At 60.1% G+C, this 12,150-nt stretch carries 10 protein-coding genes; 7 read left to right on the top strand and 3 right to left on the bottom strand.

Going from position 1 to position 12,150, the window contains the following annotated elements; translation table 11 throughout:
* The first annotated feature begins 67 nt into the window (after positions 1 to 67).
* Positions 68 to 703 carry a LysE family translocator gene (locus ACP7E0_RS02255; protein ID WP_426122686.1) on the top strand — a complete coding sequence of 212 codons (636 nt, stop codon included), beginning with the start codon at positions 68 to 70 and terminating at the stop codon, positions 701 to 703.
* Positions 704 to 820: 117 nt separating this feature from the next.
* Positions 821 to 1,777 (top strand): transglycosylase SLT domain-containing protein, encoded by a 957-nt coding sequence (locus ACP7E0_RS02250; protein ID WP_426122684.1) that lies wholly within the window; start codon positions 821 to 823, stop codon positions 1,775 to 1,777.
* A gap of 47 nt (positions 1,778 to 1,824) precedes the next feature.
* On the opposite strand, the gene ACP7E0_RS02245 is transcribed toward ACP7E0_RS02250, so the two are convergent.
* Positions 1,825 to 3,174: a serine hydrolase domain-containing protein gene (locus ACP7E0_RS02245; protein WP_426122683.1), complete on the bottom strand. Its 1,350-nt coding sequence runs from the start codon at positions 3,172 to 3,174 to the stop codon at positions 1,825 to 1,827.
* 92 nt (positions 3,175 to 3,266) lie between these two features.
* A complete protein-coding gene (locus tag ACP7E0_RS02240; protein WP_426122682.1) occupies positions 3,267 to 4,838 on the bottom strand; it encodes a putative bifunctional diguanylate cyclase/phosphodiesterase in 1,572 nt (523 codons plus the stop codon).
* Positions 4,839 to 4,984: 146 nt separating this feature from the next.
* Between ACP7E0_RS02240 and ACP7E0_RS02235 the strand changes: the two genes are divergently transcribed.
* The 4 genes from ACP7E0_RS02235 (at position 4,985) to ACP7E0_RS02220 (ending at position 9,270) form a co-directional block, all read left to right on the top strand.
* Positions 4,985 to 6,235, top strand: a complete 1,251-nt coding sequence (locus ACP7E0_RS02235; RefSeq protein ID WP_426122681.1) for a DUF3419 family protein — start codon at positions 4,985 to 4,987, stop codon at positions 6,233 to 6,235.
* Positions 6,232 to 6,900: a class I SAM-dependent methyltransferase gene (locus ACP7E0_RS02230; protein ID WP_426122680.1), complete on the top strand. Its 669-nt coding sequence runs from the start codon at positions 6,232 to 6,234 to the stop codon at positions 6,898 to 6,900. The genes ACP7E0_RS02235 and ACP7E0_RS02230 overlap by 4 nt, the downstream gene beginning before the upstream one ends.
* A gap of 220 nt (positions 6,901 to 7,120) precedes the next feature.
* Positions 7,121 to 7,921: a glycoside hydrolase family 25 protein gene (locus tag ACP7E0_RS02225; protein ID WP_426122679.1), complete on the top strand. Its 801-nt coding sequence runs from the start codon at positions 7,121 to 7,123 to the stop codon at positions 7,919 to 7,921.
* A 131-nt stretch (positions 7,922 to 8,052) separates the two neighbouring features.
* Positions 8,053 to 9,270: a lytic murein transglycosylase gene (locus tag ACP7E0_RS02220; RefSeq protein WP_426122677.1), complete on the top strand. Its 1,218-nt coding sequence runs from the start codon at positions 8,053 to 8,055 to the stop codon at positions 9,268 to 9,270.
* Here ACP7E0_RS02220 and ACP7E0_RS02215 read toward each other — a convergent pair.
* On the bottom strand, positions 9,257 to 10,663 hold the full coding sequence (locus ACP7E0_RS02215) for a cation:proton antiporter (RefSeq protein WP_426122675.1): 1,407 nt from the start codon (positions 10,661 to 10,663) through the stop codon (positions 9,257 to 9,259). The two genes, ACP7E0_RS02220 and ACP7E0_RS02215, sit on opposite strands and share 14 nt — an antisense overlap.
* Positions 10,664 to 10,773: 110 nt before the next feature.
* Between ACP7E0_RS02215 and ACP7E0_RS02210 the strand changes: the two genes are divergently transcribed.
* Positions 10,774 to 11,709 (top strand): DMT family transporter, encoded by a 936-nt coding sequence (locus ACP7E0_RS02210; protein WP_426122674.1) that lies wholly within the window; start codon positions 10,774 to 10,776, stop codon positions 11,707 to 11,709.
* Positions 11,710 to 12,150 lie beyond the last annotated feature (441 nt).

The following is a 12,150-nucleotide window of genomic DNA, read 5'->3' as shown; positions in this document are numbered from 1 at the left end:
CCTATTGACGGCTCCGTTTGCGCATGGCTTCCTCGATCGAACGCCACACCCAAACGGAGCCGTTTCCATGTCGATCGAACACTGGCTGGCCTTTGTCGCCGCATCCTCCATCCTGCTCGCCATTCCCGGCCCGACCATCCTGCTCGTCATCTCCTATGCGCTCGGGCATGGACGCAAGGTCGCAAGCGCTACGGTCGCCGGTGTGGCGCTGGGTGATTTTACTGCGATGACCGCTTCGATGCTCGGCCTTGGCGCACTGCTTGCAACATCGGCGGCGATTTTCACCGTTCTGAAATGGGTTGGTGCCGCCTATCTGATCTGGCTCGGCATCAAGCTTTGGCGCGCACCAATTGCTGTCGAGGCCGCCGATGGCACCATGTCGGTGCCGGCAGAAAAACCGCTGCGGATATTCCTGCACACTTATGTCGTTACCGCGCTCAACCCGAAAAGCATCGTCTTCTTCGTGGCCTTCCTGCCGCAGTTTCTCGATCTCAGCCGTCCGTTGTTCAACCAGATGCTGATCTTTGAAACCACATTCCTGGTGCTCGCAACCCTCAACGCGACGCTCTATGCGCTGATGGCATCGGCTGCGCGCCAGACGATTCGAAAGCCCAAAGTTCAGGCCATCGTCAACCGCACGGGCGGGTCGCTTTTGATCGGCGCAGGCCTTCTGACAGCGGGCTTGCGGCGTGCCGGTGCCTGAAAAGGCGCCCGGCGCTTGCGGTTCACCGTCTCATAGGTTAATGACATCACGCGCATGGTGGCCTCTGGCTGCTGATTTGCACAGGGCTTTGGGGCCTGACAGCACGAAAGTGACAGCATGGCGAATTTCCGTTTTTCCGTTTCAAAACCGGCTGTTACGGCCTGTGCTCTGATCTCGGCATCGCTTGTCAGCGGGTGTTCGAGTGTCGAGCGAACGCCGATGGAACAGTTGATGGCGTTGCAGACGGTAACGCCGCTGCCAAAGCCCGGAACGGAAATGACGGCTTACGCTCTCCCGACGCCTGACGGTGTAGCTGCAACGACCGCAGCACTCGCAGCCGAGACGGCGATGATGAAGCCCGGCGAAACGGCAGCGACCCACGTCGCCGCTGCCAATCAGGCGACAATGCCGGCGACTGCCGCCAACGCACTCGTAGCACCCCAGACATCTGCAGCGGCGCAGGCGGCAACGGCTGCCGTGCTGCCCGAAACGGCGAACACGCTGCCATCCGCAAAGTCCGATAGCGTACCCCAGATTCCCGAAGGCATGATGATGGCCGCGATGGAATCGGATTTCGATACCGGCGAACCCGTCGGCCTGGAAACGCTGGTTGCCAGGCGTATGATCGTCCCGATGGCCAAGCCGTCGATCGGTGCCAGCGCTTATGCGATGGCGAAGTCAATACCCGCGTCGTTGGGCATCACGGAAAAGCCGACCAGCTCGCGGCCGGAACTCGATCGCCTGATCGCCTACTACGCCAAACTCAACAACATCCCCGAGGCGCTGGTTCATCGCGTCGTCAAGCGCGAAAGCACCTACAATCCGCGCGCCTACCATTCCGGCAATTACGGCCTGATGCAGATCCGTTACAACACCGCCAAGGGCCTTGGCTACGAAGGCCCCGCCGAAGGCCTGTTCGATGCCGAGACCAACTTGAAATATGCGACGAAGTATCTGGCCGGCGCTTGGATGGTGGCCGACAACCAGAACGACGGTGCGGTCAAGCTCTACGCCAGCGGCTACTATTACCACGCCAAGCGCAAGGGCCTGCTCGAAACACTGGGTATGAAGTAAGGCCGTTCGGCTTTTGCCGGAACGTTTCCATTTGAGAGGCGGTCAATTCAGTTGACCACCTCTATTATTTTGGCCTCCAGCACGCGGACATCGTAACCGCTGCGCGACGGCGTCAATCCGAGCCGCACCACAGCCAGGCCGAGCGATGGCACCAGCATCACCGTCTGTCCGTCATGCCCCTGCAGCCAATAGGCGTCATCCGGCAATGGCGGGCCATCATCACTTCCGAACTTCGTCCAGACCTGCCCCGCCCCATAACGGCCGCCGGATGCCTGGGTCGGCGTGCGCATATAGCTGACAAAGTCCTGTGGCAACAATTGCTCGCCGTTCCAGCTGCCGTTCTGCAGCAGGAACAGGCCGAACCGTGCCCAATCCCGTGCTGTCGCATACATGTAGGAAGAGCCGACAAAGGTGCCATGAGCGTCCGGCTCAAGAACGGCACTGGTCATGCCCAGGGGCCGGAACAGGGCCTCGCGTGGAAACGTCAGCGCCTCACGGGCGCTGCCGAACGTGTCCATCCAGAGCCGCGACAGGATTGTCGAGGTGCCGCTGGAATAGCTGAACCGTTCGCCCGGCTTTGCCTCAAGCGGCTTCGTCGCCGAGAAACTGGCCATGTCACCTTCCAGATAGAGCATGCGCGTGACGTCGGTCACATCGCCGTAGTCCTCGTTGAACTGAAGCCCGCTCTGCATCGCCATGAGATCGGCAAGCTTGATCTGGCTGCGCGGATCATTGCGCCATTGCGGCAAGAGTTCTGTCCGGTCGAGTGCCATCTGGCCATCGCGGATCCTCAAGCCGATCAGGGCGGCCGTCACCGATTTGGTCATCGACCAGCCGAGCATTGGCGTCGCGTTGTTGAACCCCTCGCCATAGTTCTCCGCGACGATCCTGCCATCCTTGACGACGACGATGGCGCGCATGCCCGGCCCGGCGAGCTGTGAATCAGTCAATAGGGCCTGGACTGCGGGATTGACAGCCGTGCCACTACCATCGGGCCAAGGCTTACCATCATCCATCTGCGGCGCGCGGCGGCGTAACTGCCTGTTGCCGGGAAAGGCTGCGAACTCGCCCTGGGTAACATTGGTGCATCCCAACCCCTCGCGATAAATGGCGTGGCCTGGCGCTGCAAAACCGAACATGCGGGCGGTCACCGTCTTGCGAGTTTCGTCCACGGAGATACGAATGAGACGCAGGAGAGGATGCCCGGGCGCCTGCACGTCCTGAGTGAGAACCGCATTGGCGTCCCTGCCCGCGACGAAAACATTGGAGCAGACGATCTTGGCGGCATATCCATCGCCGACCTCGAGCAGGTCGGGTGGCGCAATGACCAGCCAGCCAGCAACAGCCGCAATGGCGGCTGAGACCGAGCCCGCAAGCCATAATAGTTTTCTGCGCATCCGCACTGCCCCTGCTTCGTTGCCGCCACAAGAACAGGATTCCACGCATTTAGGAAGGCTTTATGGCAATCACTTTGGTGCGAGAAATGTTTCTAACTTATTGATCGCAACACGAGCTTTTCAGGTTCACGCTGGAGGATCGCGATCGCACCTTCTGCCGAAACCGGTCTGGAGATCAGAAAACCCTGCGCTTCGGAGGCTCCCAGTGCTCGCACGAACTCCATCTGCCCCTCCGTTTCGATCCCCTCTATGGTCGTTGAAACCTGGAATGTGTTTCCGAGCTGCAGGATGATATCGACGATTTCCGCGTCACGCTGATTGCCAAGCATCGACTTCGTGAAGGAGCGATCGACCTTGAGTTGATCGAGCGGAAAACGCCTCAAATTGTTGATCGACGAAAACCCGATGCCGAAATCATCCAGCGCGATGCGCACGCCATGGGCTCGGAGCTCGCTGAGACTGGCACTGATGATATCCGCATCAACATAGAAGATCGATTCCGTCACCTCGATGGTCAGGCGCCCGGGCGCCAGCCCGGCTTCTGCCAGGCATGCCCTGACGTAAGGTACGAAGGCCCGGTCCTTGAACTGATCACCGGCGACATTGACGGCGACGCCGGTCGGCGCCGGCCAGCGCACGGCTTCGAGGCAAGCGGTTCTCAACACCCAGTTTCCAATCGGCAGGATTAGTCCCGTCTTCTCGGCGGCACCGATGAAATGATCCGGCGGTATGATGCCTTTTTCCGGGTGGCGCCAGCGAATCAGCGCTTCAAAGGAGCGCACAACCCGGCTTTCGATACCGACGATCGGCTGGTATTCGAGAAAAAACTCGCCGGCAGCCAGGGCGCGGGAGAGGTCGTATTCGATCTCGCCTTGACGCGTTGCCTCTTCAGCCATCTCCGTCTCGTAGACGACATGGCTGTTTCCGGCAATGTCCTTGGCCTTGTAGAGAGCAAGGTCGGCCCGCTTGAGAACGGCCGATATCGAGGCATCCTCGGGCTCGAGATAGGCCACGCCAATGCTGCCGCCGGTCCAGAACTGCCCGGCGGAAAGCTGGAAGGAGTCGGCAAAGATGCTCTTGATGGTCAGGCAGATGTCATCAACCTTGCCGTCAGAAGGCGTACCGGCAACGAGGATGACAAATTCGTCGCCGCCCAGGCGGTAGACGGTCCCGACGCCTGACATCGCCTGCGCAAGCCTTTGACCAAGCGCAACCAGCAATTCGTCGCCGGCATCATGCCCCATCGAATCGTTGACGAACTTGAAACGGTCGAGATCAAGCATCAGGAGCGCCGTGCGTCCGGCAGACAGCTTGCCCGCCGACAGGCGTTCCCGAAGGTCGCGCTCGAGGGCTACACGGTTGGGAATACCGGTCAGTTGATCGGTGTGCACGACGCACGACAGATCTTCCTCGGTTTTCCGCCGCAGTTCCAATTCCCGCACCAGACGGCTGCGAGCGCGTGCCCCCTGGAAAAAAAGAGCCCCGCAGATAAGCGGCACGAGAACGGCAGCAGCGGCCGTAGCTGTCGACATACCGGCAACCCCGGCGGCGTCACTATTCAATCGGTCATAAACAATACAAATCGCGGGGAACAATGCCCCGATCACCGTGCCGGCGGCAGCATACCGCTGCTCCGACTTCGGCAGAAAAGCCTTCAACATCATGTCAGCGCCCCGAAAAATATGACCTTATCTAACACTTACAAACTTAATCAATTCTTATAGATGAGAAATCATATAAATCATGCGTCATCAAAGTGTAGCGGACTCGTCTTAGAAGCACCTCCAACTTTAACGGATGGCAGGATGACATGACCGATCTCGCACCCGATGCAGGCTACGGCAAAAGAAACCGCAAGCTGAAGACCGCTCTGATCCAGCATAAGGCGCTGAGTTTGGAGGGCCTGTCGGAGCGTCTTTTCGGCCTGCTCTTCACCGGCCTCGTATACCCGCAGATATGGGAGGATCCGGCCGTCGATATGGCTGCGATGCAGATCCGTCCCGAACATCATATCGTTACCATCGGTTCCGGCGGCTGCAACATGCTGGCCTATCTCTCGGCGGCGCCCGAGCGCATCGATGTCGTTGACCTCAACCGGCATCACGTGGCGCTGAACCGGCTGAAGCTCGCCGCCTTTCGCCACCTGCCCGGTCATGCCGATATCGTCCGCTTCCTGGCTCGCCACGACCTTCCCAGCAATGTCCAGGCCTATGATCTCTTCATTGCGCCAAAGCTGGACAACGCGACCCGGGAATACTGGAGCAGCCGCGGCCTGACCGGCCAGCGCCGCATCAAGGTCTTCGGCAAGAACATCTACCGCACCGGGCTGCTCGGCCGCTTCATCGGCCTTGGCCATCTCTTGGCGCGCCTGCATGGCGTCGACCCCAGCGAGCTTGCCAATGCCCGTTCGATGCGTGAGCAGCGCCAGTTCTTCGACGAGCGCCTTGCTCCGCTATTCGACCGTCCGGTGATCCGCTGGATTACCAGCCGCAAGAGCTCGCTGTTCGGTCTCGGCATTCCGCCGCAGCAGTTCGACGAGCTGGCGAGCCTCAGCGCGGAAAAATCGTTGGCAGGCGTTCTGCGCCACCGGCTGGAAAAGCTCTGCTGCCATTTCCCGCTGAAGGAAAACTATTTTGCCTGGCAGGCTTTCGCCCGCCGCTATCCGATGCCGCATGAGGGCGACCTGCCGGACTATCTGCAGGCCGGCCGCCACGAAACGATCCGCAACAATGCCGAGCGCGTGCATGTGCATCACGCCAGCTTTACCGAGCTTCTGGCCAAGAAGGCTGCCGGTTCCGTCGATCGCTACGTCCTGCTCGATGCCCAGGACTGGATGAACGACCGCCAGCTCAATGACGTGTGGAGCGAAATCACCCGTACATCCGCAGAGGGTGCCATGGTGATCTTCCGCACCGCCGCCGAAGCCAGCATTCTGGAAGGCCGCGTCTCCGAAAACGTGCTCGGTCAGTGGCAGTACGATGCCGATCAGTCGCAGGCGCTCAATCTGAAAGACCGCTCGGCAATCTATGGCGGCTTCCACATTTACAGGAAAGCGGCATGACGGCGATCGAGACCGGTGCGGGCAGCAGCCATGCCGACCGCATGGACCGGATGTATCGCACCCAGCGGCATTTCTACGATCTGACCCGCAAATACTATCTGTTCGGGCGCGACACGCTGATCAACGAGCTGAACGTTCCGGCCGGTGGCAGCGTGCTTGAAGTCGGCTGCGGCACCGGCCGCAATCTGGCGCTGATCGGCCAGCGCTTCCCACATGCAAGGCTCTTCGGGTTTGATATTTCCGCAGAAATGCTCGTCTCCGCCGAGGCAAAACTCGGCAAACCCGGCCGCACCAGGACGGTGCTGCGCGTCGCCGACGCGACCGACTTTCAGGCTTCCGAATTCGGCGAAACCGGTTTCGACCGGATCGTCATTTCCTATGCCCTGTCGATGATCCCGGACTGGGAAAAGGCAATCGGCGCGGCAATCGCGGCGCTCAATCCAGGCGGATCGCTGCACATTGCCGATTTCGGCCAGCAGGAACGCCTGCCGGGGCTGTTCCGGCGCGGCCTGCAGGCTTGGCTGCACCGTTTCCACGTCACCCCGCGCAAGACGATGGAGACGGTGCTCAGATGCAATGCCGGCAAGTTCGGCGACACCCTGGAATTCCGGCCGATCGGACGCGGCTACGCCTGGCTCTTCACCTACCGGCGCGCGGCACAATAAGCCGGCGCAAGCCCCACGACATCATCGCGTTCTACTGTCGAACCGTCGGCAAATGCGTGCCGTTGGCGTTTTGCTGCGCCGCTTTCGCAATTGCCGCTTGAAACTAACGCAATTTTTACGATGATATGGTGAAAATGAGGTTCATGCCTCCTGGGGGATTCACATCAGCGGATATCATCGTGTGAGGCAGCAACGTCGATCGTTTCAGAACGGAAACCTCATGCGCCGGCTATTCCTGGCTCTTCTGCCTATTGTCTCGCTGCTTTCCGCCTGCACATCGACAGACTACGATCTCGTCTCCACCGCATCGATCCCGCCGAAATTCCAGGACAAGGATCCGCAGAATTTTGGCGTGCGCACGCCGCAGCATCACAATATCCACGGCATCGACGTGTCGAAATGGCAGGGTGATATCGACTGGGCCAAAGTCAAAGGCTCGGGCGTCTCCTTCGCCTTCATCAAGGCGACGGAAGGCAAGGACCGGATCGACGCCAAGTTCGGCGAATATTGGCAGCAGGCCCGCGCCGCTGGCCTGCCCTATGCGCCCTATCATTTCTACTATTTCTGCTCGACGGCCGACCAGCAGGCCGATTGGTTCATCGCCAATGTGCCGAAGAGCGCCGTCTACCTGCCGCCGGTTCTCGATGTCGAATGGAACGGCGAATCCAAGACCTGCCGCTACCGGCCATCACCGCTGACCGTCCAGAGCGAAATGAAGCGCTTCATGGACCGGCTGGAAGCCTATTACGGCAAACGCCCGATCATCTATACGTCGGTCGATTTCCACCGCGATAACCTGGTCGGCCAGTTCAAGGACTATCATTTCTGGGTTCGCTCAGTCGCAGCACACCCGACGGAAATCTACACCGAGCGCCGCTGGGCCTTCTGGCAATATACCAGCACCGGCGTCATCCCCGGCATCGACGGCAATGCCGACATCAACGTTTTTGCGGGCTCCCAGAAGAACTGGAAGAGCTGGGTAGCGGCCGTTTCCAAACCCCGCGCACTGGCGCAAAACTGAGACAAACGCGGCGGCATTTCTTCTTTCCGCCCCATTGCCGTGCGACAGCCGCTGCCATATTTTCAGCGAAACAAAAGCAGCCATTTTCCCGCTGCTTTCGGCCGGTTCCGGCCTTACAACAAGGACTTGCGATGACACGCAGCACTCTGCGCTCCGTTCTTTCGATCGGTTTTCTCACCCTCTTGACCTCATCGGCGCTGGCGCAGCAGGCAGCAAAGCCTGCCACACCGGCAGCCCCCTGCGGCGGCGATCTCGCCACCTTCCTGCAGGGCGTCAAGGCTGAAGCGGTCGCCAAGGGCATTCCGGCCGACGTGGTCGATCGTGCGCTGGCCGGTTCTGTCATTTCCGAAAAAGTGCTGAGCCGCGATCGCGCGCAGGGTGTGTTCAAGCAGAGCTTCACCGAATTCTCGCAACGTACCGTCAGCAAGGCGCGGCTGGATATCGGCGCCAAGAAGATGAAGGAATATGCCGCAGTCTTCGAACGGGCGGAAAAGGAATTCGGCGTTCCAGCTCCGGTGATCACCGCCTTCTGGGCAATGGAAACCGATTTTGGCGCAGTCCAGGGCGATTTCAACACCCGCAACGCTCTGGTAACGCTGGCGCATGATTGCCGCCGCCCGGAAATGTTCCGTCCGCAGTTGATCTCGGCCATCGAGATGGTCCAGCACGGTGATCTTGATCCGGAAACCACGACGGGTGCCTGGGCCGGTGAAATCGGCCAGGTCCAGATGCTGCCGGAAGACATTATCGCGCAGGGCATGGACGGCGATGGCGACGGTCATGTGAACCTCAAGCAGAGCTCGCCGGATGCGATCCTGACCGCCGCCAAATTCATCAAGAGCCTCGGCTTCACCGCCGGCCAGCCCTGGATCCAGGAAGTCAACCTGCCGGAAAACCTGCCCTGGGAGAAAACCGGGCTGCAGACCGGCATGACGGCGGGCGACTGGTTCAAGCTCGGCGTCAAGCCGCGCGACGGCAACACAGCATTCCCGCAGCTCGCCTCGTCGCTGGTGATTCCGCAGGGCCGCCATGGCGTCGCCTTCCTGACCTATCCGAACTTCAATGTCTATCTCGAATGGAACCAGTCGTTCATCTACACGACCTCGGCCGCCTATTTCGCCACCCGGCTTGCAGGCGCTCCGGCTTACGACACCCACACCCCGGAACCGGGATTGACTGACGAAGGCATGAAGGCGCTACAGACGAAACTGCAGGCCATGGGTCATGACGTCGGCAAGATCGACGGCATCCTTGGCTCCGGCACCCGTGCGGCGCTTCAGAAGGAACAGCAGCGCCTTGGCATCCCAGCCGATGGCTGGGCCACGCAAGCGGTTCTCAGCGCTCTGTAGTATCCGTTTCAGGCTTGTTTTCAGATTTTGCCCGCCGCCGATGGTGGCGGGCAAGCCGCAGCGCACGGTAGCGCAGCTTCAGCGACCAGCGGGCACCGGCAAGCGCCGCCCCCCGTTTCGACACTTCGCTCAGTTCGCGCGCATAGGCGACGGCAAAGGCCTTGCGATAGGTCAAGAGATGCTCTGAAGCGATGTTTTCCAACCGGTGCATCATGCTGACCCAGAGCGGCGAGACCAGCAGCGACACGGCAGTCACGGCAATCGCCACCTTGTAGGTATCGAACTGCAGGACGCCAGCGCCAAGGCCCGCGGCGGCAAGCACGAAGGAAAACTCGCCGATCTGCGCCATCGACAGGCCGGCGACCAGGGCGATCTGCGGCGATGAGCCGGTCTTGCGCAGCAGGAAAATGTTCAGCACGGTCTTGGCCGCAATCACAATCAGCGCAGCGCTCAGCACCGACCAGAAATTCTCGCCGATGAAGGTCAGGTCGATCAGCAACCCGATCGACAGGAAGAACACCACCAAAAGCACGCTCTGGATCGGCTCGATCACCGGTATCACCCGGCTGCGCAGCGTCGAATTGCCGATCACGATGCCGGACAGAAACGCGCCATAGGCGGGTGACATGCCGGCAAGACCGGAGATCGCTGCCGCGCCGAAGCAGACAGCAAGCGCACCGAGCGCCAAGATCTCAACCTTGTCCTCGACAGCCTCGCTATAGGGAACACGCAACTTGCCATGGCGGCCGAACCACCAGAGCAGAGCCGCCAGAATGGCGATGGCGATGACCATTTTGATCGCGATGATGCCGATATGCAGTTCCCCGCCGCCAAGGCTTGAGACCAGGATCAGCATCGGGACCACAGCAATGTCCTGCGCGATCAGCACGCCGACGGCGATCCGGCCGGTCTCGCTGCGCAACTCGCCCATGTCCTCCAGCATCTTCATGGCAACGACGGTGGAGGACATCGCGATGACGAAACCGAGGATCAGCCCTTCGGCCGCACTTGCGCCTGTGATCAGCGCGATCAGCCCTGCCGCCGCGATGGCTGCGATCACCTGCCCGCCGGCCACCAGCAAAGCTTGACGCAGGCTGAGCACGAAGGCTTTGATCGACAGTTCCATGCCGATGAAGAACAGGAGTACGACGACGCCCATTTCGGCAAGCAGCGTGACATTGGCGCTGTTGGAAATGAAACCGAACCCCGTCGGCCCCAATGCAACGCCGGCCAGAATGAAGCCGACCAGCGGCGGCTGGCGCAGGCGCAGGAACCCCAGCCCCAGAATGGCTGCGACCGCCACCACGATGGCGATGGAGATGAGCCCTTGGCTGTCATGCGCCACGGCAGCGATCGATTGTGTCGTCAGGGGCTCCAGCAGTTCGTCCTTCATATATGTTGCACGGCACATCTGTGGCACGGCTCAAGAATCGGGTGGATAAATCCCGGCTTACGCCTTAACCGTCGGTATGTTCCGAATGAGGCAGGGGAAGGTCAAGTCACATGCATGCGAAAACGGACGGTTTGCAGAATCGCATGACGCTTGCCACCTGGGGTCTTCTGGCTCTGCTCGGGCTGATCTGGGGTGGTTCGTTCTTTTTCGCGCGCATCGCCATCCAGCATGTGCCGGCGTTTACGCTGGTTCTGCTGCGCGTGGCGCTGGCAGCCCTTGCACTGCATATCTACATCTTCGGCCGCTATGACATCTACCGCGAACTGAAGGCCCGCTGGCCGCAATTCCTGCTGCTCGGGCTGATCAACAATGCCATTCCGCACACATTCATCTTTCTCGGCCAGACGCAGATCGGCGCTGGTCTCGCGGCCATCCTCAACGCCACCACGCCGGTCTGGACCGTGCTGATCGCCAATGCGCTGACGCAGGATGAGAAGCTGAGCCTTGTCAAGATCATCGGCTGCCTGCTCGGCCTCGCCGGCACAGCGGTGCTGATCGGTCCGAGCGCCCTGCCCGGCCTGACGCAGGCGGGCAGCAACATTCCACTCTGGGCGCTGCTCTTTCCGGTGGCCGCTGCAATCAGCTATGGTTTCGCAGCGACCTATGGCAAGCGCTTTCGGGGACTGGCAGCACCCGTCACTGCGGCTGGACAGCTCACTGCATCGACGCTGATCATGCTGCCGCTCTCTATGGTCGTCGATCAGCCATGGCAACTGGCCTTTCCGCCGATGACCTCGGTGCTGGCGATCCTGGCCTTGGCGCTTCTGTCGACGGCCTACGGCTATATCCTGTTCTTTCGCATCATGAGCCGCGCCGGCGCCACCAATACGTCGCTGGTCACGCTTGTGGTACCACCGAGCGCCATTTTCCTCGGCGTCCTGTTTCTTGGGGAAACGCTGGAAAAAACCGACATTGCCGGCATGCTGCTGATCGCCGCCGGCCTCGTGGTGCTCGATGGCCGCCTGCTGCCGGGCCGCCGGACCTGACCACCGATCATGGAATCAACAGACGACCCGGCAGTACCGATGCTGTGTCCAATCGGCCACTCACAGCGCATTTCAGCGCGTTACATTAACCAGAGTTAAGACATTGTGAAAAAATTGTGGCAACGGACAAAACCTTTTCCGATCATACCCTTAACCCTGTGAATAAGCCTTTTGCACAGTCCCGTTGCCGCAGCGCAGCATAACTTTTCCTTTCATGCGTGACATTTTCCCCCTATCTTTCGGATGTCAACGCAAGGAGGGCCGGTTATGGGAATGACACATTCGTTGAATGTCCTCATGATAAGTGCAGCGTTCGTATTCGTTGCAACCATGCTTTTTATCTAAAAGCATCAGCATATAGTCCAGTCGATACAGAAGGACTTTAAAACCGCAATCCATTGCAGCAATATCCAGCAAGGCAAAGTGCTCCAGGAAGGACCG

Source organism: Pararhizobium sp. PWRC1-1, assembly GCF_049897905.1.
GTDB lineage: Bacteria > Pseudomonadota > Alphaproteobacteria > Rhizobiales > Rhizobiaceae > Pararhizobium.
The sequence above is the reverse complement of the archived record's forward strand: the minus strand, read 5'-3'. Positions and strand labels throughout refer to the sequence as shown.